The 26,458-nt window shown below is 61.0% G+C and carries 26 protein-coding genes and 1 pseudogene; 16 read left to right on the forward strand and 11 right to left on the reverse strand.

From position 1 onward, the window contains the following. The first annotated feature begins 14 nt into the window (after nucleotides 1–14). From EA795_RS04450 to EA795_RS04475, 6 genes are all read left to right on the forward strand, one after another. On the forward strand, nucleotides 15–455 hold the full coding sequence (locus EA795_RS04450; protein ID WP_014597615.1) for a DUF411 domain-containing protein: 441 nt from the start codon (nucleotides 15–17) through the stop codon (nucleotides 453–455). A 182-nt stretch (nucleotides 456–637) separates the two neighbouring features. Beyond that, nucleotides 638–2,401, forward strand: coding sequence for a protein-disulfide reductase DsbD (locus EA795_RS04455; RefSeq protein ID WP_003292141.1), 1,764 nt, complete (start codon nucleotides 638–640; stop codon nucleotides 2,399–2,401). 645 nt (nucleotides 2,402–3,046) lie between these two features. After that, nucleotides 3,047–4,828: a copper resistance system multicopper oxidase gene (locus tag EA795_RS04460; protein WP_014597614.1), complete on the forward strand. Its 1,782-nt coding sequence runs from the start codon at nucleotides 3,047–3,049 to the stop codon at nucleotides 4,826–4,828. 12 nt (nucleotides 4,829–4,840) lie between these two features. Then, complete coding sequence (locus EA795_RS04465) at nucleotides 4,841–5,152, forward strand: hypothetical protein (RefSeq protein ID WP_003298487.1); 312 nt, start codon at nucleotides 4,841–4,843, stop codon at nucleotides 5,150–5,152. After that, nucleotides 5,142–6,302, forward strand: coding sequence for a copper resistance protein B (locus EA795_RS04470; protein WP_122075778.1), 1,161 nt, complete (start codon nucleotides 5,142–5,144; stop codon nucleotides 6,300–6,302). The genes EA795_RS04465 and EA795_RS04470 overlap by 11 nt, the downstream gene beginning before the upstream one ends. A gap of 8 nt (nucleotides 6,303–6,310) precedes the next feature. After that, a complete protein-coding gene (locus EA795_RS04475) occupies nucleotides 6,311–7,123 on the forward strand; it encodes a c-type cytochrome (protein ID WP_122075780.1) in 813 nt (270 codons plus the stop codon). Nucleotides 7,124–7,325: 202 nt separating this feature from the next. On the opposite strand, the gene EA795_RS04480 is transcribed toward EA795_RS04475, so the two are convergent. Beyond that, nucleotides 7,326–7,781, reverse strand: coding sequence for a DUF305 domain-containing protein (locus tag EA795_RS04480; protein ID WP_014853003.1), 456 nt, complete (start codon nucleotides 7,779–7,781; stop codon nucleotides 7,326–7,328). A 345-nt stretch (nucleotides 7,782–8,126) separates the two neighbouring features. Between EA795_RS04480 and EA795_RS04485 the strand changes: the two are divergent. Beyond that, nucleotides 8,127–8,597, forward strand: a pseudogene (locus tag EA795_RS04485) (transposase). 168 nt (nucleotides 8,598–8,765) lie between these two features. Here the strand turns inward: EA795_RS04485 and EA795_RS04490 are convergent. Further along, the gene (locus EA795_RS04490) at nucleotides 8,766–9,095 is read right to left on the reverse strand and encodes a DUF2790 domain-containing protein (RefSeq protein ID WP_038659364.1); all 330 of its coding nucleotides are present in this window, start codon (nucleotides 9,093–9,095) and stop codon (nucleotides 8,766–8,768) included. Nucleotides 9,096–9,679: 584 nt separating this feature from the next. Between EA795_RS04490 and EA795_RS04495 the strand changes: the two genes are divergently transcribed. The 4 genes from EA795_RS04495 to EA795_RS04510 are packed head-to-tail and all read left to right on the forward strand — an operon-like array spanning nucleotide 9,680 to nucleotide 15,961. Then, the gene (locus tag EA795_RS04495) at nucleotides 9,680–10,966 is read left to right on the forward strand and encodes a TolC family protein (RefSeq protein WP_122075782.1); all 1,287 of its coding nucleotides are present in this window, start codon (nucleotides 9,680–9,682) and stop codon (nucleotides 10,964–10,966) included. Next, nucleotides 10,963–12,594, forward strand: coding sequence for an efflux RND transporter periplasmic adaptor subunit (locus EA795_RS04500; protein ID WP_014852997.1), 1,632 nt, complete (start codon nucleotides 10,963–10,965; stop codon nucleotides 12,592–12,594). The genes EA795_RS04495 and EA795_RS04500 overlap by 4 nt, the downstream gene beginning before the upstream one ends. Before the next feature lie 2 nt (nucleotides 12,595–12,596). Next, nucleotides 12,597–15,719, forward strand: a complete 3,123-nt coding sequence (locus tag EA795_RS04505; RefSeq protein WP_014852996.1) for an efflux RND transporter permease subunit — start codon at nucleotides 12,597–12,599, stop codon at nucleotides 15,717–15,719. 26 nt (nucleotides 15,720–15,745) lie between these two features. Next, nucleotides 15,746–15,961: a hypothetical protein gene (locus tag EA795_RS04510; RefSeq protein WP_432813939.1), complete on the forward strand. Its 216-nt coding sequence runs from the start codon at nucleotides 15,746–15,748 to the stop codon at nucleotides 15,959–15,961. Here EA795_RS04510 and EA795_RS04515 read toward each other — a convergent pair. The 6 genes from EA795_RS04515 to EA795_RS04540 all read right to left on the reverse strand — a co-directional run bounded on the left by EA795_RS04515 (nucleotide 15,954) and on the right by EA795_RS04540 (nucleotide 20,971). Then, entirely contained in the window at nucleotides 15,954–17,894 is a 1,941-nt protein-coding gene (locus tag EA795_RS04515) for a relaxase/mobilization nuclease and DUF3363 domain-containing protein (RefSeq protein WP_122075784.1), read from the reverse strand. The two genes, EA795_RS04510 and EA795_RS04515, sit on opposite strands and share 8 nt — an antisense overlap. 46 nt (nucleotides 17,895–17,940) lie before the next feature. Next, nucleotides 17,941–18,567 (reverse strand): S26 family signal peptidase, encoded by a 627-nt coding sequence (locus EA795_RS04520; protein WP_240644987.1) that lies wholly within the window; start codon nucleotides 18,565–18,567, stop codon nucleotides 17,941–17,943. Nucleotides 18,568–18,662: 95 nt separating this feature from the next. Continuing rightward, nucleotides 18,663–18,905, reverse strand: coding sequence for a hypothetical protein (locus EA795_RS04525; RefSeq protein ID WP_043942808.1), 243 nt, complete (start codon nucleotides 18,903–18,905; stop codon nucleotides 18,663–18,665). Continuing rightward, complete coding sequence (gene parA / locus EA795_RS04530) at nucleotides 18,902–19,540, reverse strand: ParA family partition ATPase (protein ID WP_115027859.1); 639 nt, start codon at nucleotides 19,538–19,540, stop codon at nucleotides 18,902–18,904. The genes EA795_RS04525 and parA overlap by 4 nt, the downstream gene beginning before the upstream one ends. Nucleotides 19,541–19,769: 229 nt before the next feature. After that, nucleotides 19,770–20,609: a replication initiator protein A gene (locus EA795_RS04535; RefSeq protein ID WP_122075788.1), complete on the reverse strand. Its 840-nt coding sequence runs from the start codon at nucleotides 20,607–20,609 to the stop codon at nucleotides 19,770–19,772. Between the two features lie 14 nt (nucleotides 20,610–20,623). Beyond that, nucleotides 20,624–20,971 (reverse strand): helix-turn-helix transcriptional regulator, encoded by a 348-nt coding sequence (locus tag EA795_RS04540; protein WP_122075790.1) that lies wholly within the window; start codon nucleotides 20,969–20,971, stop codon nucleotides 20,624–20,626. A gap of 455 nt (nucleotides 20,972–21,426) precedes the next feature. Between EA795_RS04540 and EA795_RS04545 the strand changes: the two genes are divergently transcribed. Together EA795_RS04545 and EA795_RS04550 are read left to right on the forward strand one after the other, a co-directional pair. Continuing rightward, nucleotides 21,427–21,777 (forward strand): histone-like nucleoid-structuring protein, MvaT/MvaU family, encoded by a 351-nt coding sequence (locus EA795_RS04545; RefSeq protein WP_122075792.1) that lies wholly within the window; start codon nucleotides 21,427–21,429, stop codon nucleotides 21,775–21,777. Between the two features lie 133 nt (nucleotides 21,778–21,910). After that, the gene (locus EA795_RS04550; protein ID WP_122076030.1) at nucleotides 21,911–22,126 is read left to right on the forward strand and encodes a carbon storage regulator; all 216 of its coding nucleotides are present in this window, start codon (nucleotides 21,911–21,913) and stop codon (nucleotides 22,124–22,126) included. Here EA795_RS04550 and EA795_RS04555 read toward each other — a convergent pair. Continuing rightward, the gene (locus tag EA795_RS04555) at nucleotides 22,078–22,635 is read right to left on the reverse strand and encodes an N-acetyltransferase (protein ID WP_082641859.1); all 558 of its coding nucleotides are present in this window, start codon (nucleotides 22,633–22,635) and stop codon (nucleotides 22,078–22,080) included. The genes EA795_RS04550 and EA795_RS04555 overlap by 49 nt on opposite strands. A 457-nt stretch (nucleotides 22,636–23,092) precedes the next feature. Between EA795_RS04555 and EA795_RS04560 the strand changes: the two genes are divergently transcribed. From EA795_RS04560 to EA795_RS04570, 3 genes are read left to right on the forward strand one after another with little or no spacing between them, the layout of a single operon-like run. Further along, on the forward strand, nucleotides 23,093–23,881 hold the full coding sequence (locus EA795_RS04560) for an NYN domain-containing protein (RefSeq protein WP_122075794.1): 789 nt from the start codon (nucleotides 23,093–23,095) through the stop codon (nucleotides 23,879–23,881). A gap of 45 nt (nucleotides 23,882–23,926) precedes the next feature. Then, on the forward strand, nucleotides 23,927–24,331 hold the full coding sequence (locus EA795_RS04565) for a hypothetical protein (RefSeq protein ID WP_122075796.1): 405 nt from the start codon (nucleotides 23,927–23,929) through the stop codon (nucleotides 24,329–24,331). Nucleotides 24,332–24,362: 31 nt separating this feature from the next. Then, nucleotides 24,363–24,821, forward strand: a complete 459-nt coding sequence (locus EA795_RS04570) for a hypothetical protein (protein ID WP_122075798.1) — start codon at nucleotides 24,363–24,365, stop codon at nucleotides 24,819–24,821. Between the two features lie 103 nt (nucleotides 24,822–24,924). Here EA795_RS04570 and EA795_RS04575 read toward each other — a convergent pair whose 3' ends face one another. Next, a complete protein-coding gene (locus tag EA795_RS04575) occupies nucleotides 24,925–26,124 on the reverse strand; it encodes a type II toxin-antitoxin system HipA family toxin (RefSeq protein WP_115027854.1) in 1,200 nt (399 codons plus the stop codon). After that, nucleotides 26,124–26,375, reverse strand: coding sequence for a helix-turn-helix transcriptional regulator (locus EA795_RS04580; protein ID WP_205891468.1), 252 nt, complete (start codon nucleotides 26,373–26,375; stop codon nucleotides 26,124–26,126). Before EA795_RS04580 ends, EA795_RS04575 begins: the two co-directional genes overlap by 1 nt. Nucleotides 26,376–26,458 lie beyond the last annotated feature (83 nt).

Here is a 26,458-nt window from a genome sequence, read left to right on the forward strand (position 1 = left end):
AACAAGGTTCTTATATGTCTAGAAAACTGCGTATATCAGCCCTTGCGGCGCTGCTGGTAAGTGGGGCGATCCATGCCGCTGAACCCTTGATCATCGATGTACACCGAGACGCCAACTGTGGTTGCTGCAAGGACTGGATCTCCTATCTGGAGGACAACGGCTTTGCGGTCCGCGACCATGTTGAACGCAACATGCGTTCGGTGAAGCAAGACCTAGGAGTGGAGCCGCGTCTGGCGTCCTGTCACACCGGTGTGATCAACGGCAAGTTCGTTGAAGGCCACGTGCCGGTGGCGCAGATACTCGAATTGCGCAAGCGTTCCGACCTGCTAGGTATTGCCGTGCCCGGCATGCCGGCTGGATCGCCCGGTATGGAGCACGGTGATGCCAAACATGCCTACGAGGTAATCGGGCTTACCCGTTCAGGGCAGGATGAGGTCCTCGCCAAGTACCCGTAAATTCAGGCTCCGTGCCGCTGACCGGCTTTCCCAGGCGGGTGGCAGCAAAGAGAACGCGGGGGTGATCACTGGATGATCGCAGCGATCACCCCGTCCGGCTCGCTTGCTCAGGACAGTTTCCTGACTTGCGAGGCGGAATTATGTCCGGAGCCTTTCGTTAACTCTTGTTCCGCGAGATACCCATGTTCCGCCTTTTGCTGTGCCTGCTTTTACTGATCCCACTGCCGGTCAGTGCTGGGATTTTTGATCTGCCTCGCTCACAGCCGGCCCTGTTCAACGCCCCCCTGAATAACAGCCAGGACTTCCTGCCGGTGGATCTGGCCTTTGGCCTTGATCTGATAGAAGCCGACACCGACAGTATTCGCCTGCGGTTCATAAATGCCGATGGCTATTACCTCTACAAACATCGTTTCGCCTTCAACAGCGACCATCCGCAAGTAACAATCGGCACCCCGCAATGGCCTGCAGCCGAACCGAAAACCGATGAGTATTTCGGCGATGTCGAGGTGTTCTACGGCATTACGGACTTAGAACTACCGATTGATAACCCTCAGAACAGGCCGTTCACCCTGCAGGTGAGCTACCAGGGCTGCGCCGATCTGGGACTGTGCTACCCACCTGAAATGCGCACTTTTCAGATCGGTAACTCGCCCCCGGTATCGCCTGCGCAACCGGAAACGACCTTGGACTGGGGAAGTCTGGCACTGTTCTTTCTGGCCGGTTTGGGGCTGACTTTCACTCCCTGCGTGCTGCCGATGCTGCCCATCCTTTCCGGCGTAGTGCTGCGTGGACAACTCGGTGGGCTACGAGGTTTTCGCCTGTCGCTTGCCTACGTACTTCCCATGGCTGCCTGCTTCGCACTGCTCGGAGCGCTGATGGGCATGTTCGGAGCTGGCCTCAACCTGCAGGCGCGCCTGCAGTCACCGTGGCTACTGGTGCCCTTTGCGCTGTTCTTTTCGGTATTTGCCCTGGCCATGTTCGGGGTGTTCGAGTTGCGTATGCCGCGCTTTATCACCGAACGAATGGATCGCCTGGCCAGCCGAACCCGCGGGGGTTCAATGATAGGGGCCGCAACGCTAGGCGTGCTGTCAAGCCTGCTTGTATCACCCTGCGTGACAGCACCACTGGTCGGTGCGCTGCTGTACATCAGCGCCACCGGCGATGCCCTGGGCGGCGGGCTGAAGCTGTTTTCGCTGGGTCTGGGCATGGGGGCGCCGTTGGTGTTGTTCGCCACTGGTGGCGCCGCCTTGTTGCCCAAGTCCGGGACCTGGATGGTCGGCGTACGCAAGGTTTTCGGTCTGATGTTGCTGGGTGTCTCTGTATGGCTGCTGGAGCGTGTGTTACCAGCTCCCGTGACGCTGGCCTTGTGGGGCCTGTTGGCGGTTGGCACTGCGTTGTGGCTGGGCGCCCTGGAATTTATTCCTAAGCCCGGCAAGCAGAAGCTTGCCCAGTTGCTTGGTGTGGCCTTGCTGGTTTACGGCATCAGCAGTTGGGTGGGCGCTTTGCAAGGTCAAACCGACCCGCTGCGCCCACTGGGTCGCCTGGACGCCCAAGGCTTGCCTCAAATCGGCGCAACCGTCGGCTGGCAGACCCTGGACACCCCAGCAGCCCTGGATGCGGCACTGTTGTCAGCGAAAACTGCCGGCCAACCTTTGCTGCTGGACTGGTACGCCGACTGGTGCATCAGTTGCAAAGTAATCGAACGAGAAGTACTCGAAGTGTCCTCTGTGCGCGAACAGCTGGCTGATTACCGGCTGGTGCGCTTCGATATGACGCGTAGCGATGCCGAGCAACGCGCGCTGCTTGATCGCTACCAGCTGTTTGGCCCGCCGGCACTGCAATTGTTTGCCCCCAGTGGTGATGAGTGGCAGGACCTTCGCACGGTTGGTGAAACCGACGCCGAGAGTTTTCTGGAACGACTGCGTCAAGCCGACGACCGAATGTAAAGCATGCAACCTGGTCGCTCCCGGAAGTCGACGTCAGCTGGCAGATCGCAGCCCGCCGCAGCATGTACTTGCGGCGGCTGAAAGCTAAGACGTGGGCAGATGACTTGATCGTTTTTACCGATGCTCCACTTTCAAAATCCGTGACGGCTGAAGTCAGCCATTTGTTGAACAGCCACACCGGAACTTAACAGTCAGAAAAACTAGAACCTGACAGAACTGTAATGTTTCGCTAAGGCCTGTGACAGGATGCCGCGGTTAAGTTGGCGTCGTGCCTGAAGAACAAAGCACTCCGTTCAAACGGAAACCGAATTAACGGGTATTTCGAGGGGGATCGAACAATGCCCCTGTTTTCATGCGTTGCCGAGTACTCCGACTTGGCAGGGGCGAATGTGTCAGTTGGCATATGGGGCACCTGAGTTGCGGTTTGAGAATCTGTCGCCTCCAAGCAGCATAAGCCGAGGCGCCTGTTGCAAATTGCGACGCCAAATAAGCTGAGCTTACCAACTGCTGAAGAGGCGCTGCTCGCTGGAACGAGTTCACACAACAGTGGGAAAGGTTGAAGGTGGAATCTCGATAGTGGGGCAGTCAACGAACCCGAGACCGGATTGCTCACCACCGGCTCATCTGATTAATGGACATAACGGGATGCAAAGCAAAACCACAAGGCGCACTTTCATCAAGGGGCTAGCCGCCACCAGTATTCTCGGCGGCTTAGGCATGTGGCGTATGCCGGTCTGGGCCGTGACCAGTCCCGGTCAGGCCAACGTGCTGGCCGGTACCGATTTTGATCTGTTCATCGGTGAAACCCCGGTAAATATTACTGGCGCGGCTCGTACCGCGATGACCATCAATGGCTCACTTCCGGGGCCGACCCTGCGGTGGCGGGAAGGCGATACCGTGACTCTGCGCGTTCGTAATCGTCTGCAGGAAGATACCTCGATTCACTGGCACGGCATCATCCTGCCGGCGAACATGGATGGCGTACCTGGCCTGAGTTTCCACGGCATCGCCCCCGATGGCATGTATGAGTACAAATTCAAGGTTAACCAGAACGGCACCTATTGGTACCACAGTCACTCGGGACTGCAGGAGCAGGCTGGCGTCTATGGTGCTCTGGTGATCGATGCCAAAGAGCCGGAGCCGTTCAGCTACGACCGTGACTACGTCGTGCTACTAAGTGACTGGACTGACGAAGATCCGGAACGGGTTCTGGCCAAGCTCAAAAAGCAATCGGATTACTACAACTTCCACAAACGTACTGTCGGCGACTTCGTCGATGACGTGAGCGAGATGGGGTGGTCCGCAGCGATCGCTGATCGGAAGATGTGGGCCGAGATGAAAATGAGCCCGACTGATCTTGCCGATGTCAGTGGCTATACCTACACCTACTTGATGAATGGCCAGGCGCCGGATAACAACTGGACTGGTATTTTCAAGCCGGGTGAGAAAATCCGTCTGCGCTTCATCAATGCATCGGCCATGACCTATTTCGATGTCCGCATCCCCGGTCTAAAGATGACGGTGGTGGCGGCCGATGGGCAGTACGTCAAACCTGTTAGCGTCGATGAGTTCCGTATTACTGCGGCCGAAACCTTCGATGTAATAGTCGAGCCCGATAGCGAGCAGGCCTACACCATCTTCGCGCAGTCCATGGACCGCACTGGCTATTCACGCGGCACCCTGGCCGTTCGCGAAGGGCTGAGCGCGCCTGTTCCTGAAGTTGATCCTCGCCCGTTGATCTCCATGAGCGATATGGGAATGGATCACGGCAGCATGGAGGGAATGGATCATGGCTCCATGCAGGGCGGCATGGCAGGCATGGATCATAGCAAGATGGCAGGTATGGACCACGACAGCATGGCTGGCATGGATCATTCAGCGATGGCAGGCATGGGTGGAGCGATGCAGCCCCATCCGGCCTCCGAAACCAATAACCCTCTGGTCGACATGCAGACCATGACGCCAACTCCCAAGCTGAATGACCCGGGAATCGGGCTTCGCAACAACGGTCGCCGTGTGCTGACTTACTCAGATCTGCACAGCACCTTCCTCGATCCGGATGGGCGCGAGCCGAGCCGTACCATCGAGTTGCACCTCACAGGTCACATGGAGAAATTCTCTTGGTCATTCGATGGCATTGAGTTCTCTGATGCGGAACCGTTGCGATTGAAGTATGGCGAGCGTGTTCGTATCACCTTAGTCAACGACACCATGATGACCCACCCCATCCACCTTCATGGCATGTGGAGCGATCTGGAGGATGAGAACGGCAACTTCCTAGTTCGCAAACACACCATTGATGTACCACCAGGCTCGAAGCGCAGCTATCGCGTAACCGCAGATGCGCTAGGGCGCTGGGCCTATCACTGCCACCTGCTGCTCCACATGGAAATGGGCATGTTCCGTGAAGTTCGTGTGGATGAGTAAAGGAGATATCTAATGAGCAATTCCCCGAAACGAAACCACCTGTTCTGCAGTGCCGCAATGTTGAGCCTTTTGGCTGCCCTGTATATCCCAGTGTCGCTGGCCGAAGAAAATCACAGCGATCACGGACGGCACGCCGTTGACTCTTCCAAAGCTGCAAGTGAGAAGCAGCCTCCTCAGGTGCGAGGCCAGGGCCCCGCCAATCAGCAAATGGATCACGGCTCGATGAATCACGGCTCGATGGACCATGACGGCATGGACCACCAAAAAATGACCGGTGAGCATGGCAGCGACCATGCCGAGGCAGATTCGAACCATGACCATTAAGCTTTCACGTCCATCGCTCATTGCGCTGGCGGTGTTAATGAGCGCACTGAGTAGCGGCTTTACCTTTGCCGCAGAAGAGATGGATCACTCGACTATGGACCACGGCTCCATGCCGATGGACCATAGCAAGATGAACCACGGGGCTGCTCAGGTGCAGATGGGGGGCATGGATCATAGCCAGATGCCCGAGGGCCAGAATTCGCAGGATGGGACTCCTGCTATGGACCACAGCAAGATGAATCATGAGGCCATGCAAGGCCAGATGGGCAGTATGGATCACTCCCAGATGAACCATGGCCAAAATCAGAGTAAAGCTGCGGCTATGGACCATAGCAAGATGGGCCACGGCGCCATGCAAGAGCAAATGAAAGGGATGGATCACAGCAACATGGATCACTCCCAAATGAACCATAGCTCCGCTGATACCCCGAGAACCACCAGTCGTACACCGATCCCCGTCCTCACGGATGCTGATCGCCAAGCGGCCTTCGCGCCTCTGCCTGGACACACAGTGCACGATAGCGGCATCAACAGCTTCTTCCTGCTCGATCGGCTTGAATATCAGGACGCTGATGAGGGCAGCACCCTGGCCTGGGATGCCTCAGGCTGGGTGGGAGGCGATATCAATCGGGTCTGGTTTCGTTCCGAGGGCGAGCGTACTAACGGCGTAACCGAGGATGCCGAGCTGCAGCTGTTGTATGGGCGCTCGGTCGGCCCCTGGTGGGACGTCGTTGCTGGCGTTCGCCAAGACTTCAAACCCGAGTCTCCACAGACCTGGGCTGCCTTTGGTGTGCAAGGCATGGCGCTTTACGCTTTTGAAGCCGAGGCCACAGCCTTCGTCGGCGAAAACGGCCAGACTGCGGCGCGTCTTGAGGGCGACTATGACATCTTGCTTACCAATCGGCTGATCCTCCAGCCAACTGCGGAAGCCAATTTCTACGGTAAGAATGATTCTGAAAGAGGAGTGGGCTCGGGCCTGGCGAATACCGAACTGGGTTTGCGCCTGCGCTACGAAATCGTTCGCGAGTTTGCGCCCTACATCGGGATTTCTTGGAGTCGCTCATACGGTAATACCGCAGACATGCTGCGCGACGAAGGAGAAGATGTTGAAGAGGCGCGCTTTGTCGCCGGCATTCGAATGTGGTTTTAGAGCCTGATATGAAAAAAACAATTACAACCCTGGTGGTAGCAGGCGCTGTCGGTAGTGCAGCAATATTAGCCGGAGCCTATTCCGGCTTGATCAACGTTGGTGCTGACGATCCTCATTACCCAGCCGTGCATGCGTTCCTTTCAATGGCGCGTGATCGCTCTATCGAAGCGCGGTCCAAGGACATTGAGATTCCCAATCTAGATGACGAGGCTCTCATTCGTGGCGGGGCCGGGAACTACAACGCCATGTGCGTTGGGTGCCATCTGGCGCCCGGTGTCGAACAAACAGAGCTGAGTCAGGCGCTGTATCCAGCCCCGCCTAACCTGGCCAAGATCGGCATTGACGCAGGCCCTGCATCCGCCTTCTGGGTCATTAAGCATGGAATCAAAGCAACAGGCATGCCGGCCTGGGGTAAGAGTATGGGCGACGAATATATCTGGGGCATGGTTGCCTTCATCAGCCAGTTGCCCAAGATCGACGCTACGCAATACCAAGCGCTCGTCGCTGCGAGTGGCGGTCACCAGCATGGTGGCGGTGAGAGCCAGACGCACAATCATGAAAGCTTGGATGGCAGCAATTCTGACCATCATGGCAATGCTGCCGCTGGAGGAGAGTCTGGACGTCGCGGTATAGCGGCTGCAGACCACCACGGCGGCTCAGCTCCAGAGGCCGATCACCATTCTTCGAGCAGTAACGGCGATGATCACCATGGTGGAAGTAACACCAGCACGAAAGGCAGTAGCGCCAGCGACCATCATGCCGAGCCGGCGTCCAACGCTCACACTCATGCGGATGGCAAAGAGCACGTACATGACAGCTAAAAGCAACGGGGCACGTTTGGTGGTCAAGCAGTAGTTGAGCTTTTACCGCGACGAGCGTCTTGCTACACCGCCGTCATCGCGGGTTAGTTCGTGTGCTGGCCGCTCAGGTCAGCGAACTCAATAAGCGCAATGACCTCGTCGGGATCGCGTGACGCTTGAAGGAAAAACGGGCCGGGGCGAGAAAGTTGCTCGATACGTTTTTTCAGTTAGCCCTCTCTAGATCATTGATCAGGAACTTCATCTCAGAGATCTCTCGGCGCTGAGCCTCAATGATTTGATCTGCCAGCTTGCGAACGCGCGGGTCTGAAATCTGAGCGCGCTCACTTGTCATGATGGCTATGGAATGGTGAGGAATCATGGCCTTCATATAGTCCGTATCGTCGACAGTTGCCTGGCTACGAACAAGCCACAGGGCAATAGCAAAGGAAGCTGCTCCGCCGGCGAATATCGCTATGTTCATGGGCTTTTTCTTGTACATATTGAGCATGAAGGCGAGCATGACTATCGCCATGACAGCTCCCATTACTAACGCCATCCAAGCACGGGTCTCACTCCATAGAACATGCTCAAAAGCGTAAGTATTCAAATACATAACGCCGTACATGATGACGGTTGATGTGGCCACCATCGCAGCGAAACGCCAATAAGACATTTGCATATCAACTCCTCTTGGTGATGTGCTGCCACTGAACTGCGCTTACTAAAATCTGCGTATTTTTGCGCGATCATGCCGGGCAGCTGCGTTACGAATGCCGTCAGAGCCCAGATCTGAAATGAGCTGCGGTGTTACTTAGAAACGGACAAGCCGAGAGGCTATGAGGTTTCGACTATTTAAAAATCTTACAAAAATGTAATCTTCACCAAGCTTAACTCGTCCACAGTTTTGCTCTGTTTTGCCAGTCGAACTAAATGTGCCGCATGCCATCGAGGGTTGGTCTGAAAAAGGGAGCCGGCTCTGTTGATATACGCCGGTCCCGTTGCCTCGAGTTTTCCGGCGAAGAAAATGACCTTCGCCGACGCCGAGTATGCTGACAAGTGCAAGCAGACCCGCACGGATCGGTTCCTGATCGAGATGAATCAGGCTGAATCGTGGAGGGGTTTGATTGCCCCATTATCCCAAGGGTGAAGGTGATCGCTAGCCTATTCGCCGATGGTGATGCTTCGGGTTCATCTGATGCAGAACTGGTTTGGCTACAGCGACCCGGCGTACGAATTGGCTGCTGAGGTCCAGGCCTTCAGTCATCCGGCAGATCGCGGCCCGCCGCAGCATGTACAAGAAGCTGAGTAAGCGCAGCGCACTGCACAAAGCCAAGCGCAAGTGCGCGCTAGGTCGAGCACCCGTTACGGGTCAAATACCAGTTCGGTTATGTGAAGACGCGCTTCCGCAGCCTGGAGAAGAGCACGGCGCCATCCACACTGTTCGTCCTGTCGAACCCTGTGGATAGCGCGCCGATATCTAGTGACGAATGCGTGAGAGCTGCGTCTGTAATGTGGGAAGTGGTCGCTGCGAGGTTATCGCGGCGGTTAAAACGCAGAAATGAGCGGGCGACTTGATCCTTCTTATATCATGTCGCCGCTTTTAAACGGGAAGGACCGAAGTGGGCCGGAAATAAGGGATGGGGCATCCCTAGGGGCCATATGTCTATCTCCGACAATTCGTTCCGGCGACCCGGTACTCGAGGATATTCAGATCGCCATTGGAGTCCTCGTAAGTCATCTGGGCTGGCATCACTTCATTGCAGGTCATGTCAGTCCGCGTGGTACGAATAACTTTGGCAATGTCCAGCTTCATTCCATAGCGGTAATGGACTACTTCGGGACGGTTCTTTCCGATGGAAACGGCGTATTCCTGTATGGCCTTTTCGTTCGCGCGAATCATTTTTCCATAGACACGATCTGAATTGCCTTCCGCCATGGCAAACGAAGCTGCGGTCATAAATGATACTGCGGCCATGATTTTTAACGTGTTCATATCCGGCTCCTATTTAAAATGTTACCGGAATTATAAATATTACGAACTGTTAGTCGGATGACATCGAAATTACATAGACGTAATCAAGCGGATTACCTTTAGGTAATAGCCCTCCATAATAACAAGTACAGGCCATTCAATGGTTCTGAACCCTCGCTATTTGCGCATGACGGCTGGGGGATGTATTCCTTTTCCTATTGGCGCTTTCGTCAGCCGATGCCATTCGATGACGCTGGTGGCGACTACTTGGCACAAGATGACATCAGCGATCTTTGTCTAAGAAGCTGACATGAATGTAATGCTGAGGTCATCTACCCGACAGGCCTGATCTGCAATAAAGCCAAACAATAAATTATGAACTATTCGAGGCTCGATCATGAACGGGTCCATGCATTCCCCTTGTGCCGACATTTGCGTGCTTCGGAGCTAAACATGATGAATGTCTTGAACAAATACCGTGCCTGGTTGGCATACCTGTTTCCGCTCTCCGCTCAGGACTGGCGTGGTGCCGTAGCCGAAGTACGCGAAGACTCTAATTGTCGTTGCTGCAATCAAAGGGGCCGGCACAGCAGCAAGGGGATTCTATGAACTGGATCGTTCAGCCGCTGCCCTGTCGCAGTTGGGGGCTGCTAGCACCCGTCATCCTAGGCCTTGCTCTGAGCAGCGGCGCGCAGGCCTCGCCAGGGTCAGCCGAGCTCGGCGCCTCGTTGCCTCCGCTGCTAGACCTGCTCGAACGGCAGAGCCCAGAGCTGCGGGCCGTCGGGCATGAGAGGCAGGCTGCCTGGGAGCGGCCCGATGTAGCCGGTGCGCTCCCGGATCCGATGCTCACTTTCGAGGAAATGGGCATCGCCCGCGACGACCCGACCCTATCGCCCAGCGGCGTCGGCAGCACACGCTACGCGTTCCGTCAGACATTCCCTATTGGCGGCAAGCGAGGGCTTGCCCGCGAGATCGCAGAGGCGGGTGCCGAGCAGGCGGTGGCCCGGGAGCGCCTGAGTCGAGTCGAGCTCAGGAGTCTCGTCAAGCTTGCCTTCAACGAATATCAATACGCCCACGCGGCCATCCAGGTCACCGAGGAACTGCAGGCTCTGGTGGATGAGCTTGAGAGCATTGCCCAGGCTCGCTACCGAGTGGGGCTTGTGCCGCAACAGGACGTGATCAAGGCTCAGACAGAGCACACCAGTCTGCAGAGCGAGCTGTTGACTCTGGAGCGTGACCGGCGCGGCGCGGCGGCGCGGCTGAACGGCATCTTAGCTCGCCCAGCGAACTCGCCGCTGGCGGAGCCCGCCGGTTGGCCTGCTCTGCCTGCATCGGTGCCGACCTTGGCTGAGCTGCAGGCGCGTATCTTCGGTGGCAATCCTCAATTGGCTGAGCTCAGTGCACGAGTTCAAGAGGCCCAGCGTGCCGAGGCGCTTGCCAGCCGAAACTGGATTCCGGATATCACCGTCGGCACTGCCGTCGTCCAGACGGGCAACCGGGCCGAAGAGTTCGAGTTGATGCTGGAGATGAACATCCCGCTGTGGGGCAAACGCCGCAACGCAGAGCAGCGCGAGGCCGTTTCCTTGCGCTACGCCGCCGAGGCTCGACGCGAGGCAGTCAGCAGCCGTCTCGCGGGCAGCGTAGGTGAAGCGTGGTCGGCGTTGGAGACAGCCTTTCGACAGCACGAACTGACCGACAGAACGCTCCTGCCGCAGGCGGAGCTCACCTATCAATCGGCGCTCGCCAGCTATCAGACCGGCAACGTCGACTTCGCGACCTTGCTCGATGCCCAGCGACAGATTCGCCAGCTGCGGCTGTCGCTGCTCTCGCTGGCACTGGAGCAACGAGTGCAAGTGGTGGAATTGGAACGTCTTGTCGGAGCAGAACTATGAAACGCAGCATGATTTTCGGCGCAGGCACGCTTGCCCTCGTTGCGGCAATCGCCGGCTTCGGTGGCGGCTACATGGCAGCGCAGAAGACAAGTTCCTCGGAGGCGGCTGGCAGCACTGCCCCACAAGAGCGCAAGGTTCTCTACTACCGCAACCCCATGGGCCTGCCCGATACCTCGCCAGTGCCCAAGAAGGATCCGATGGGGATGGACTACATCCCGGTCTACGCCGACAAGGCGCATGCTGCCGCGCAGGGCGAGCGCAAGATCCGTTACTACCGCAATCCCATGGGTCTGCCGGACACCTCCCCGGTGCCGAAGAAGGACTCCATGGGTATGGACTACATCCCCGTTTATGAGGGTGATGAATCGGGTAACACCGTTGTCATCAGCCCTGAGAAGGTGCAGTTGCTGGGTGTACTGTCTTCGCCAGTCGAGCGCCGCGTGCTCACCCGTACAGTGCGCGCCGTCGGTACGGTGCAGGTCGACGAGCGTGGCCAATACACCTTGGCGCCCAAGTTCGAGGGCTGGATCGAAAGGCTCCACGTCAACACGACCGGTGAGCCGGTTCGCAAAGGCCAGCCACTTATGGAGGTCTACAGCCCCGAGCTGGTGTCGGCGCAGCAGGAGTTCCTGATCGCCAATGCCGGACGGCAAAGCCTTGCCGGTGGCAGCGCGGTCGCGCGGAAGGGGCTCGCCTCGCTCTCCGATTCTGCTCTAGAGCGGCTACGCAACTGGGATATCGGAGAAGCACAGCTTGAGCGGCTGCGCCGTACCGGCAAGGCCACTCGCACTCTGACGATCGCCGCGCCTGTGAGCGGCGTGGTGCTGGAGAAGCCCTCGGTGGAAGGTATGCGCTTTCAGCCAGGGGATATTCTTTATCGAATTGCTGACCTCGATACCGTCTGGCTCATCGCTGAGGTTTTCGAGCAGGATCTGGCGCTGGTTCGGCCTGGGCAGGAGGCGCAGCTCTCGGTCAGCGCCTATCCCGATAGGACCTTCCAGGGTGAGGTGATCTTCATCTATCCCGGCCTGTCGCCGGAGACTCGTACCGCCAAGGTTCGTATCGAGCTGCCCAATCCCGACGGCCTGCTCAAGCCGGCCATGTTCGGTACCGCCCACCTCGCAGCAGGTGAACAGGTGCCTGTGCTCGCCGTGCCCGACTCAGCGGTGATCGACAGCGGTACTCGTCGGATTGCACTGGTTGCCCTGGGCGAAGGTCGCTTTGAGCCGCGCGAACTGCGCACAGGCAGGCGTGCCGACGGCTACCTCGAAGTGCTGGAAGGGTTGAGGGAGGGCGAGTCAGTGGTCACACGCGCCAACTTCCTGATCGATGCCGAGAGCAACCTCAAGGCAGCGCTGAGCGGCATGAGCGCGAAGCCGGCTGCGCAGGCGGCTGCACAGGCGGCTCTGGCGACGGATACCCATGCTCATGGCGATACTGTCGCGCCAGGCGATGCCGACGCACATGATCGTCATGCTGGACACGACGCTCACAGTGATAGCGGCAGTTACGAAAAAAACGAGCGTACGCCGGATGTGGATGCGGGCTACGGTAGTCGCGCTGAGTCTGAGACTCACTCCGGTCATGTGATGCCGGACGGCAGCGGCCATTCCCATGGAGGGCATTGAGCATGCTTGCCAAAATCATTGAATGGTCGGTGCGCAACGTCTTCCTTGTTTTGCTCGCCACGCTGATCATTATCGGCGCCGGCATCTACGCGGTAATCAAAACCCCACTGGACGCACTGCCGGACCTGTCCGACGTGCAGGTGATTGTCTACACCGAATATCCTGGGCAGGCCCCGCAGGTGGTAGAGGATCAGGTGACCTATCCGCTAACCACAGCGCTGCTATCGGTGCCCAACTCCAAGGTGGTGCGAGGCTTCTCATTCTTCGGTGCCTCCTTCGTCTATGTGATCTTCGAGGACGGCACCGATATCTACTGGGCCCGCTCGCGGGTTTTGGAGTACCTCAACTTCGCTTCGAAGAGCCTGCCAGCCGGGGTGACACCCGCGTTAGGGCCAGATGCCACCGGTGTGGGCTGGGTCTACCAATACGCCCTGACCAGCACGCGTCATACCCTTGCTGAGCTGCGCACCCTGCAAGATTGGTTCGTACGCTATCAGCTCACCAAGGCCGAGGGCATATCCGAGATTGCAAGCATCGGCGGCTTTGTCCAGCAGTATCAGGTCACCGTTGACCCGCAAAAGCTGCAAGCCTACGACATCCCGTTGAGCCGGATATCTGAAGTCATCCGTACCAGCAATGCCGACGTCGGTGGCCGCATCGTAGAGATGAGCGAGACCGAGTACATGGTGCGCGGTCGCGGCTACCTGCGCGGTGCAGAGGACATCGAGAAACTGGTGCTGAAAGCTTCACGCGGAATTCCGGTTCTGCTGCGTGATGTAGCTCGCGTCGAACTCGGCCCGGACGAGCGACGTGGCGTCGTTGAGCTCGATGGAGAGGGGGAGGTGGTCGGCGGCATCGCCGTTGCCCGCTACGGCGAGAATGCTATGTCCGTGATCGACAATCTTGAGGCCAAAATAGAGGAGATCCGTCCCGGCCTGCCGGAAGGAGTGAATATCGAGACGGTGTACGACCGCTCGGATCTTATCCAGCGCGCTGTCGACAATCTCAAGTTCACCCTTCTTGAGGAGTCGATCATCGTTGCGCTGGTGTGCATTGTTTTTCTTCTGCACGTGCGCAGTGCGCTGGTGGCCATCCTCATGCTGCCGATTGGCATCCTGATGTCTTTCATCGTCATGCGTTGGCTTGGGCTCAACTCCAACATTATGAGTTTGGGCGGCATCGCGATCGCCATCGGCGCGATGGTGGACGCCGCTATTGTGATGATCGAGAACGCCCACAAGCACCTGGAGCGAGCGCCGCCGGAGAAGCCACGTGTTCAGATCATAATCGAGGCCTGTCGGGAGGTAGGCCCGGCGCTGTTCTTCTCGCTGCTGATCATCACCGTCTCCTTCCTGCCAGTGTTCACGCTGGAGTCGCAGGAGGGGAGGATGTTCTCGCCGCTGGCGTTCACCAAGACCTTCGCTATGGGTGCGGCGGCGCTGCTATCAGTGACCCTGGTGCCGGTGCTGATGCTGCTGTTCGTGCGTGGGCGGATAATCCCCGAGTACAAGAACCCGGTGAACCGCTTTCTGATCTGGGTCTACCGCCCGATCATCCAAGGTGTGCTGCGTTGGAAGGTAATCACCATCTTTGTGGCGCTGGTGGTTTTGGTCGTTAGCATTTTGCCGGCGCGGCAGCTCGGTAGCGAGTTCATGCCGCGACTCAACGAGGGCACGCTGCTGTATATGCCAGCCTCGCTTCCTGGCATGTCTATTACCAAGGCCGCTGAGCTCATGCAAACGCAGGACCGGATCATCAAGAGCTTCCCAGAGGTGGCCTCGGTGTTTGGCAAGGCTGGCCGCGCAGCCACGGCCACCGACCCGGCACCGGTGGAGATGTTCGAGACCGTGGTTAACCTCAAGCCGGAGAAAGAGTGGCGGCCAGGGATGACGGTGGACAAGCTCATCGCCGAGATGAACGAGGCGCTGAAATTTCCCGGCGTGGCCAACAGCTGGACTATGCCCATTCAAGGGCGCCTGGATATGCTCTCCACCGGCATCCGAACGCCCATTGGCATCAAGGTATTCGGCATGGATCTCGCGGGAATCGAGCGGCTGGCAACGCAGATTGAAGCAGTGGTGCAGGCGGTGCCCGGCACAACCAGCGCGTTTGCCGAGCGCATAACAGGCGGCTTCTACCTCGACATCGCGCCTGATTACGACGCCCTGGCCCGCTACGGCCTTACGGTGGGAGAGGTGCAGGTGGTGATCGGCACCGCTCTCGGCGGCGAGCTTGTGACCACCACTGTCGAAGGGCGGGAACGGTTCGGCGTTAATGTGCGCTACCCGCGCGAGCTGCGCTCCGATCCGCAGCGGATTGCTACCGAGGTGCTAGTGCCAACGCCGAGCGGTGCACACATACCGCTCGGTCAGCTCACCGCGATCAGCATCAGTAAGGGTGCCCCAAGCATTCGTACCGAGAATGCGTTGCTATCGGCGTACATCTATGTGGACATTCGAGACCGGGATATCGGCAGCTACGTGCGCGAGGCGCAGCAGGCTGTACAGGAGCAGGTGAGCTTTCCGCCCGGTTACTACGTCACCTGGAGTGGCCAGTTCGAGTACATGGAAAGGGCTGCCGAGCGGCTGAAGATCGTGGTGCCGTTGACGCTGGTGGTGATCTTCCTGCTGTTGTACCTGAACTTCCGCCGGCTTACCGAGACGCTGATCGTCATGCTCTCAGTGCCATTTTCGTTGGTAGGCGGCGTTTGGCTGATGTGGGCGCTGGGCTACAACTTCTCTGTTGCAGTAGCGGTGGGCTTTATCGCACTGGCTGGCGTAGCCGCCGAGACCGGCGTGATCATGCTGATCTACCTCGACCACGCGCTCGATGAGCGCCGAGCCGAGCGGGAGGCTGCCGGTGAGAAGTTGACAGTGGATGACCTCTACCAGGCGGTGATGACTGGCGCGGTGGATCGAGTGCGGCCGAAGATAATGACTGTGGTTGCCATCATGGCCGGTCTGCTGCCGATCATGTGGGGCACCGGTACAGGATCGGAGGTAATGAGGCGCATCGCCGCGCCGATGGTGGGCGGGATGGTTTCTTCGACGATTCTTACGCTGATCGTCATTCCAGCGATCTACACGCTGGTGAAACAGCGTGGTCTGGCCCGTTCGGCTCGCTAAATGATGCAGCGGATTCGGGCACCTAGGTGCTCGAATTCGCCCGCCAGAGACCAGAAGGGAGAGACTATTCGGCCATCGGCCCGGTCGTGTTCGACCATACCTCGTTGTCCATCGATGTGGATCGCGACCTGCGGCTGGTCTATTACGCCGCCAGGGAAGGGCAGGCGCAGAGTCGCTCGTTCGAGCAGTGGCTCCAGGCCGAGCGGGAGCAGGCGGCACGCGATGCCGACGTCCTCAGCTGATGGCGGGACCGCGTGAGCGCCCGATCTGCCAGGTGACATGGGCGCCCTGGACCCTTGCCGTCAGCCGTTGCCCCAGCCTGGGCTCGATCACGGGCCTCCAGGGCACCAGGCTGAATCCCAGGCCGTCGTCGAGCAGGGCATAGCGCCCACTGGCCAGCTCGATGCGGCGGCGATAGATGCCGCTGGCGGGCTTGCCGTCGACCAGCGGGTGGTGCTGCAGGCCCGTCCGGGCCTCGATGTCGCGGGCTGTGGCCGCCAGTTCTCGCTCGCGCAAGGTGGCCAGCAGGTTGCGGGCGAACAGCGTGCGCGCCCCTCGACGTTCCGCCAGGCCGCGTTCCACCAGCCAGCCCGTGCGCCGATGCAGAGCGGCCCGGACCTCGGCCCCGAACCCCCGATCACTGATGGCCTGGCCACCGGCAATCAGCTGCGTGTCCAGCCAGGTGGCTCCGTTGGCACCGATCTGCCGTTCGATCGACAGCGGGCTGCGCACCGCGACCGACAGGCCGCCTGTGCGTCGGGCATCGTACTGTTGCCCCCGTTCGACCAGGTCGGCGGGGACGCGCCATGAACCCTCATCCGTTCGCTCGACGATACCCGCCCGACGCAAGGCTTCCAGCCGTCGCTCATGGGCGTCCAGCAGTCCCTGGGACTCACCGCTCAATCCATCCTCTCGAGCCAGGAGCGTCCGGTGGTGCTCGCGGTGATAGAGCCCCTCTACCGCGAGCGAGACGACTCGCCGGTCCACCACGCTCGGAGCCTGCGAGGCCCGCGCCTCGATCACGGCATCCGCTGGGTAGTCGGCCGGATCGGCCCCGGCCGGCAGGCGCAGGTGATGGGCCTTGCCGTCGACGCCGTCGATCACCAGATAGACCCGGTCATGCGCCTCGCCGGCCAGGCCCTTGGCAGCCAGCCGGCCCACCACGACCTGATCGGAGCCGGGCTCGAGGATGCTGAGCTCTCGCTGCATGCCGGACATGGCGCGCTGCATCGTCCGCACGATGTCGCCCCGTTCGCCCATGGCACGCAGTGTCCGCTCGGCGCGATCGTCGATATGCCAGTGCCCGGGTCGCAGCTCCCGCGCCAGGCCAAGCCGCTCCAGATGCTGCAGCCGACCGATCAGCGGCTGGCGACGGGGATGCTGGGCGAGCCTTTGCAACCGTATCCCATCGGCCTGACGCTGACGCAGCAGCTCGCGGTCAAGGCCGGTCCATCGATCCTGCCCGACCTCGCGCTGCAGTCCCTGTCGGATCTCCCGTTCGGTACGCGGCCCCAGCCATTCGGTGGCCAGCTCGCAGGCCCGGTGGCGCATGCCCTGCGCGATATAGTCGCGTGCGATGATCAGGTCCCGCCCGGTTTCGTCCTTGCCACGCAGGACGATGTGGGTATGCGGGTTGTCGGTGTTCCAGTGGTCCACGGCCACCCAGTCCAGGCGCGTGCCCAGGTCGCCGGCCACGCGTTCCATCAGGTGCCGGGTGAAGGTGCGCAGCTCCTCCAGCGAGTCGGCGTCTTCGGGGGACACGATGAGGCGGAACTGGTGGCGATCATCCCGGCCCCGGGCCTCGAATGCCTCGAGATCGGCGCGATCCGTCATCGGATCGTATGCCTGACCGGGTTCGTCCTCGCGTCCGACGCCCTCGCGCTCGATGTAGCGAAGGTGCGTCGAGACCGAGCGCCTGCCGGACTGGCGCAGGTTCACCAGCCGGGTCTTGATCGTCACTCGGCGACTGCGCGGCGAGCTGCCGGCGACGAACCGCGCGGCGACATGGCCGCGGCCGAGGCCGGCGCCGGGTCGGTGTGCGCCTGGGCGACGACGGCCACCGGCCTTGCCGGCCTGGCGCAGGACCTGCGTCACCAGTGATTGGCCGCGGTGTCCGGGTGGCCCCGCCTCGGGCTGAAACCGCTCCTCGAGCGACCGATCTCGCGTGTCATTCATGTTGCGCTCCCGTGTCGTGCAGTAGCGCGTGGTGCCCCCGGGCGTATCACGGGCGGCGCGCCTTTTGACATGATCCCGGCACGTATCGTGGCGCAGCCGTGCCGCTCCCACCCCCACGTGCAGACTGGCTCCAGGCGTCACTCGTGCCGCCCCCTTTTATCTTGCCCTCCGCTTTTTCCGCCCTTGCTCCGAGTTCCGGCCTCGCTTTCCAACGGGGCTGCTCGTCCAGCCACAGCGGCTGGGCCTTGCCCAGGACGCTGTCCAGCGGGACGGGCCCGAAGTAGCGGCCGTCGAACGACTCGGCATGACGGGTGGAGAGCAGCAGCACTTCGTCCGCGCCGAGTTCGCGGCATCCCGTCCAGCGGGGCATTGCTCGGCCGGCGCGATCCTGCGCCCGCGCAAGGGCGACGACCCGTCCGTCGACCCGCATTCGGGCGCCTGTCGTACACACCCGCTGTCGCGGTCCGGCGGCGATCGACTTGAGCAGCGGGACACCGGCCGGCAGGTAGCCGCGACGCGCGGCGAGCGACGCGACGTCGGCCGGTAGTCGCACCAGCACCAGATCGCCCACCGCAACCGACTCGGTGGGCACGATGCGGTACCAGCCGCCGGGTACGCTGTCCGACGCGTTGTAGACGACCTGTACCGGCGGCTCGGCAAAGGCGAACCACATACAGGCAACCGCACTGGCGAGCGCCGGCCACGCCATAGGCCGGCGTCCGCTTGTGGAGGGATGGCGTTGGCCGGCCGGGCGGTACCCGCCACGTGTCATGGCGCGTCCTCCGGAAAGCGTCGCTCCAGCAGTTCGCGCAACATCTCGGCCACGGTGATGCCCTCGCCGAAGGCGGCCACCTTGATTCGGGCGCGCAGCGCCGGAGTGACATCGAGCGTCAGGCGCGCGGTATACAGGCTGCCCTTGCCAAGCGTCTCCCGGCCGGTTTGACGAATCCAGGCCTGGGCCTGGGGATCGGTCGTGGGGCGTGCGCCGATGCCGATTCGTTTCCCGCTCATGGCGTCCACCGCAGCAGCTCGTCGACCAGGTTGCCGATCTCGCGGGCCGCGGCACTGTGGGGTGCCAGTTCGCAGGCCAGGCGTCCTGCCGCCGCGCTGTCGGCGAAGACGATGCGCTGGCGCACCTCGGCCCGCAGGGCCGGCAACGGCTGTTCGGCCAGGGCGTCGCGAGCCTCTCGGCCGATCACCGTGGTGCCGACCCGCCGGTTGATGGCGAACGCGGCGCGCAGGGTGGGCCTGAAGACCTGGGCTTCCTGGATGAGGCTCACCATCTCGGCGCTGGCCCAGAAATCGAAGGGGCTGGGCTGCACCGGGATCAGCACCCGGTCGGCGGCCATCAATGCCGATCGGGCCAGCGCGGCGATCCGGGGCGGTCCGTCGATGATCACGTGATCGACTCGCCTGGCCAGCTGGGGCGCTTCCTGGTGCAGTGTCTCGCGTGCCAGGCCCACCGCGCCGAACAGCCTGCCCAGTCCCTGCTGCGCGCGCCGCTGCGTCCAGTCCAGCGCCGAGCCCTGCGGATCGGCATCGAGGAGGACCACGGTCTTCCCGCGCAGCGCGAGTTCGCCGGCAATATGGGTGGCCAAGGTGGTCTTGCCGACGCCGCCTTTCTGGTTGAGCAGGGCGATGATCATGAGCCGGCTCCCAGCCAAATGCAGCAGCACTTGCCATGCCCCCACCGACACACCTCGGCCCAATAACAAGTTAGCGCTTTTGGGTTAGTAGAGTTAAGGACCGCCGCAGCACCCGTCGCAGCTGGGCTGGAGCGCCTTCGGTACGCCTGATGGCACGATAGCCGTGCGCCTGATAGCACGAGCCCCGTTACGCCTGATAGCACGACAGGTTTCACAGCTTGTACATGACTTATCCCCGTGCCGTTTGCGGCACAGGCCGGAACGCCAGCAGCTCGGTGCCGCGGGACAGGCGTACCGTACTCAGGTGGTAGCCGGGCAATGATTGCCGGGCAACCAGCGCACGCAGGTCGCAGGCAAAGTCCGAGAAGCGGGCCGAGCTGCCGGATTTGCGATGCAGGTGCCGGAAGTCGAACTGCCAGCCGTCGGCCTGACGGCCGCCGTGCTTGCGCACCAGCCGGTACAGCCAGCGCTCGATCCCGCCGGTGAGCTGGAAGTAGGCCGGGTCGATGGTGAGCACGAGTGCGCGGTCCAGTACGCCGGCATAGAACCAGTCGGGCAGGATCAGTTCGATGCCCAGGGGCCTGCCATCGGCCGCTGCCAGTTCCCTCCATTCGTTGATCCACGAGAAACGGTGCAGGCGCCGCCCGCTGGTCTCGCGGATCGAGGTGGCCACGCTGGTGGTCTGCAGCCTGTCCAGCGCGGCCCTCAGGCGCTGGTAGTCGCGCATCGAGGTACCGCGACCGATGAAGCGCAGGATCTCGTAGGGCGTGGCGCGTATCAGCCTGGAGGTGGGAATCTCGGCGTCCCTCGCCTCGACGAGTTGGCTGGCCGCCCAGATCAGGATGTCGGCATCCCAGATCGTCGCGATGCCATGCTCCAGTGTGCCCTCGACACGCACGGTAACCGTCCCGGAGCGGAAATCGATCGGCAGGGTGCGGCGGGACTTGCCCAGGGCGAAGAAGGGATGCGCCATCAGGTCCTGGGCGTCGCGTGGCGCCATGTCGCCCGGCAGGGCACGAAACAGCCGCAACGGCTCCGGCGCGGGCGCCGGGCTTCGCTTCGGGCTCATGAAGACGGTCGGCTTTACCGGTCATCGCGCGCACCTCCGGGGTGGCGCTCCAGGTACGCCGGATCGAAGGTCGTCTCGAAGCAGCGCGCGTCAGCCCAGGCCTGCAGGTCGGCGAGGGCATACATCACGCGCCGGCCGAACTTGCGAAACCGCGGGCCGCCGCCGATCACCCGCTGCTTCTCCAGCGTGCGGGGCGACAGCCGCAGGAAGTCGGCCGCCTCGTCGTTGTTCAGGTAATGCGAGCGGCTTGCGGCGCCCGCGTCCCCAGCGGCCTTCGGTGGCGGCGGCGAGCCCAGGCGTCGATGGGGCGGCACGCTACCCGGTGGAAGAGGGCGGGCACTGCGATGGGATGAATGCGGCATGATCGGGCCTCCGGTGGGTGGAGACCTACCCTGTGCCCGGTGTGCGCGCCCGATCATGCCGCGTTGGGTCCGAAACGACGCGGTGTGCGGCCCGGATCGTATTGCAGCCTGTTGGGTCTGGCTCATACGGGGCAGCGCCTATTGCGCTGCCGCCGTGCCCCCCAATCCGATTGCCCGGCACGGACCGTCGAACTTCAGGCGAGGTACGGGTTTCAACAGATGTGCGAATGCGGATTCAAGTAAAAGCGCAGTTTCGTAAATAAACGAAAGAGTAGAAGCGTATTTATCCAAATGCGGATTATCCACTTCGCGTAAATAAAGCCTGTTTGATCCGTCCGAATGAATCGCCCGTTTACATATGCCGGATACCGTGCAGGCCGTACAATGCCGGCCAGGTATTCATATCGATTGTATGAACCCCGTTTACCCGCCTTACATTCGACCAGAGAGTAGAGATGAGCAAGATTGCCGAATACAAGCGCCTCGAAGCACAACTTGCCGAGCAGCTCGCCGCGCTGGATAAGCTCAGGAGCGATGACAAGCTGCAACGGGAAATCGAATTCGAAACCCGGCTCAACGGGCTGTTGAAAGAGTACGGTTACAGCCTTCAAACCGTGCTGGATATCCTTGATCCCGGTCCCGCAACCAGGACGAATCAGCCGAGCCCCCGTCGCGAGCGCAGCCTGAAGAGCTATACGAACCCGCATACCGGCGAAGTCGTCGAGACCCGTGGCGGCAACCACAAGGTGATCAATGCCTGGAAGGCAGAGTACGGTGCTGACGAGGTCAGGCGCTGGGCACGGTAACCCTGCTCGCAGGCGAAGCGACCTGGATCAATGACGGGTTGCCCGTACGCATGGAAAATGCAGACCGTTCATGAAGGGATACGTTAAGGTTCGGTGCAGCTTGAATGGACAATACTGGACGCAGGGAGCGGATATGGGAAGGCTGATAGTCACCAGATCTACCAACGAGCAGATCAGGCTCACGCTGAGGCCGGGCGCCTCGGTCGAGGACCTTCTGTGTGAACTCGAGGACACCGGCATCTGGATCACCATGATCGAGACCGACGGCGCCAGGGCGCGCCTGGCGATCGACGCACCCAATCAGTTGTTGGTGCTGCGCGAGGAGCTGATCGCCGACGAGCAGGGGTGAGGATCCTCTGCGAGGGGGTGGGCACCGGAGCGGAACTGGCCCACCTGGCGCTCAGGTTCCGCGGATGGCAGTTCACCGCCGTGGACCGCTCCGAAGACCATCACCAGCGCCCGGTGTCCCGTATGCGGGTCTTCCTTCTCCTCTACCTCATCGAAGCCGCACGACCGGTAGAAAGCGACGCTTCGGCGATTTTCCTTGTAGACCTCCAGCGAGAGGCGCGCGCGCAGCGTCTTGGCCTTTTCCATCATCCTCCGGCCGATGCCTTCGCCCTGGCAGTCGGGTGCGACGAAGATGGCCGCCAGGGTGTCTTCGTGCAGTGAAAAGAAGCCCGTTACCTGGCCATTCGATTCGTACACGTAGGTTTCCGACGCTGGAATGTAGATGTTGCGCATGTCGTCGAGCCTGGCCGCCCAGAAGCCAGGCTCGACGAAGCCATGCGCCTCGATTGAGGACGCCAGCCAGACGTCCAGTACCCTGTCCATATCCGTATCGGAAAATGCGCGAATCATTTCCAGCTCCCCAGGTTCAGGCCAAGTCTATTCCGTCACAATGATACGCCTCGATGGCCCATCACCCCGCATCCCGAGGGCATATCACCGCGGCTGGTCACCGTAGCCAAGGAGGACCCTCACGAGCAGGGCGGCTCGTGGTCCGTACGGCTTTGGGCGTGCGGACCGAAACCGCCGCCTCCCGCGCGCGATGTCCCGGCAGTCCTTCATCGAGACGCTGCATTCAACGGCGTGCACCGTACCGTGAACCGGGTCTGAGCGCACCACGGCCGATCCAGCACCATTTGCACTGTCCCGGTCCCCGCAGTCGCGCTGCCACCGTTCACGTGGCGGGGCCCCACCGGCCACGCTTGGGCGCACGCGCCGTTCGGTTGGAGTGTGCCGGGTCGTTGCGATAGGATCGTGGCATTACAATGTGCTGAAGCACGGGCGCAGCAGGGATGAAAAGGAGTAAGGGATGGCATTTTCCGCCAGTGGCGAAGCGCGGGTAGCGGTGCTGGTCGATTGCGACAACGTTACGCCCGAGATACTGGAGCATGCGCTGCGCGTGGGCGCCCAGTTCGGGCGGGTGGTCCTGCGCAGGGGCTACGGCAACCCCGGAACGCTCGCCAACCGGTGGCAAGAAGCCTTGGTGCGTCTGGCCTTCACCCCATGCCTGCAGTACCAGTATGCGGCGGGCAAGAACACGGCCGACATCGCCCTGGCACTCGATGCGCTAGAGGCACTGTTCGATGCACGCGCCGACACATTCTGCCTGGTGACCAGCGATTCGGACTTTGCCTACCTGTGTCGTAAGCTTCGTGAGCGGGGCGCGACGGTCTGCATCGTCGGCGAGGCCAAGACCCCGGATGCACTGCGCAACGCCAGTGACGAGTTCTTCGAATGGACGCGCCAGGCCGATCAGCCTGACGAATCACCGGAGCCCCGCCATATAACCTGTCCGGCCAAGGCAGACGCCAAACCGGAACCCGCCAAGCCTGTCGTCAAGCGTCGTCCCCGTTTCGTGGTCGATGCGGTCGCCCTCATGGTTTCGAGTACGAACGAAGGGAAGGTCACGCTTAGCGCGCTGGGCGGCTATCTCAAGCGTGCCGATCCAGCGTTCTCGCCCAGCGCCTATGGCCATTCCGGGTTGCTCAACATGATCAAGACCTATGATCTGCTGCAAGCCGTACAGGAGTCCGGCGGCCACTGGAGCGTCAGCCTAGCCAAGGAACCGGATGTCGACGAACCCTCGGCGGCATCATGAGAATACGACAATAGGATGCCGCCGGGTGTGGAGTATGGAGGGAGCATGACTGACCGCAAGATCATCCAGTTGGTGAGCGCAGGATCGCCTGCCGTGCTGGTCGCCCTGTGCGATGACGGCTCTGCCTGGCAGCGCACCCTGGACAACACCGAACAGCCCTGGCGAGCGCTACCACCGATCCCATCGCCGGGGGCCGAGAGGGTGTCGGAGGCCCGGCCCGGCAACATGGGGCAGCGCTGGGAGGCTGCAGATGACGAGCACCTGCGTCGGTTGTGGGGCGAGCACGGCAAGCTTTGCTCCGAGATCGCCGCCATCATGGCGCGCAGCGAAGGGGCCATCGTCGCGCGTCTGGCTCATCTGAAACTCTTCGCAGATCGCGAGTCGGCACGTGAAGCCGATCGGGCCCGCCGCGCCGGCAGAAACGCAGTGATGTCACCTGCTAATGGGTAGATGCGGCGTGATGCGGTGCGCAAGGCAGGCCGTGGCGGTCGTCTTCCTGGCGACTTTGGCGGTCGGGAGCGCCCGGGCCGAACCCATCAATTCGCTCGGGTTGCGTACGACCGATGCCAGTGGCTGCCATTTGACGGATGGGCGCGGCTTCGAAGCGCCTACGATCGTGCTGATGGCAGGCGCGTACGACAAGCTGCTCCCGGAGGCGGCCGTTGCGCTCAAGGTCATCGACGTGGCCATCGAGGCGGGTTGCGACATCGACGAGCCGGATGAGCTGGGATTCTCGCCGTTGAACGCCGCTATCCTCTACAACGAGCCGGTGCTGGTCGAGCGGTTCCTGCGCGCCGGAGCCGACCCCCACCGGAAGATCGTCAGCCCCAGGGCCAGCATCAACGGCCTTGATTCGTTCGAGTTTTTGCACCTGCTGGAGGCCAAGGCCCCCAGCCAGAACCGCGCGGCGCTTCGACAGATGCTGCGCGACCGCGATTGAGCCTGGCGTACTCCCCATGAAGGAGCAGTAACCCAGTAGGGCTGCGACCCGTGCAGGAGAGGCACTCGTTTGGTAACGATGGAACAGTGGCGATTACGCCATCCTAAGCAAAGGTTTTCATGAACGGCTCGGCGCAACGCCTGATTGCCGCGACCACGTGTGGCGCCTGCTCGCACAGCTCGGTCGAGCGAGCCAATACCTGTTCAAGCGCTTGCAATTGCCTGCGGATGATCGCTTCCGGCCGGGCGACATCGCACGTCCCGGCGAAGTCCAGCAACCCCTGTCGCGATGCGAACAACGACTTGTTGCCGCAAAGATCCAGCGCTAGGACGTCCTCGGGAATGTAGGCGGTGGTGTTGACGATATCGTAGGCCGGCGCGAGCCGTGCATCGCGCTGGGTAGGGTCGGAATACAGCAGCCCGAAGTTCTTCAGGTGGGCGTCGCCGTTACCGACGATGCAACTCAAGGTCACGATCTCGAACAGCTGCGCCAGCGAGTCCCGTACCTGTTCAGGCGCACAGAACAGGCGGATGGCCTTGGCGATGGCCGAATAGCTCTTGCTGTACTTCTGCTCGGCGGCCAGCCCCATCAGGGCGGCCATGTCCTCGAAACCCATGGGGTCGAGCCGCTCATCACGGTCGAAACGGCGCATGACGAACAGTTTGGCGTTGTCGGACAGGTAGAATTCCGGCACCGCAATACCCGCTTCTCTGGCCACCGACATGCAGAGGAACTCGTTGATCGCCAGCCCGGGAAATTCGTCCCGACCGCTTTTGATGATCAGGTCGGAGGTCTTCGAGGTGAAGCGCCGCGGCGCCGAATCAAGGTGTTCGGGCACCAGGACCTTGGGCTGGACACCGGATATCCCCGCACGCAGGATGTAGCGATCCACCAGATCGGCAAAGATGTCCTCGGCTCCATCCCAGGCGAGGATTTCCTCCAGCTTCTCCCCCGGAAACCGCTGGCGCTTGAGAAGCGTATCGACTTCGTGCGAACTCACCGCGACGCGGCCGATGGGCGAACTGCTGCCCGACAGTGCCAGCAGCAACATGGGGTCGACGTTCGCCACCTTCGCCAGGCGATTGCGCAACTGCTCCAATACATAGCCTTCCGGCAGATTCATCTGGAAGATCGGATGCAGTTCCCGGTGTCTGTATTCATCCAGGCGCACGGGCATCAGCAGGCTGATTGCCGCTCGTGCCTCCGCGCTATCGTGATAGCGGAACAGATAGCTCGCGGTGCTGTGGTGATGAAGTCTCCCGCTGTCGCCCTCGGGGGTGGAAACCTGCAGGGTGGTGGCCATCAGTCGAATACTCCCTGTATTTCGTCGAGCGTAGGCATTGCAGCCGGCGTCACTTGGAACTCGCAGTCCAGCGCGCCCAGTACACGCGAATAGGCATTTATCCCCACGGATTGATCACCCTTCTCGATGGCGATGACCTTCTGACGGGTCAGGCCCGCCAGGGCTGCAAGCCTGGCCTGCGTGAGCCCCCGGCTCAGGCGGCGCTCACGAAGCTGCTCGCCAAGGCGCAGTGTGATGATTGTATGGTCCATGTCACGAATACGATACAAATGGAGTCTTATGTAACGTATACCTAACCTTAGGAGAGATCAATGATTATGTGAGGTTCGTCGCA

This window comes from Stutzerimonas nitrititolerans, assembly GCF_003696285.1.
GTDB classification, from domain to species: Bacteria; Pseudomonadota; Gammaproteobacteria; order Pseudomonadales; family Pseudomonadaceae; genus Stutzerimonas; species Stutzerimonas nitrititolerans.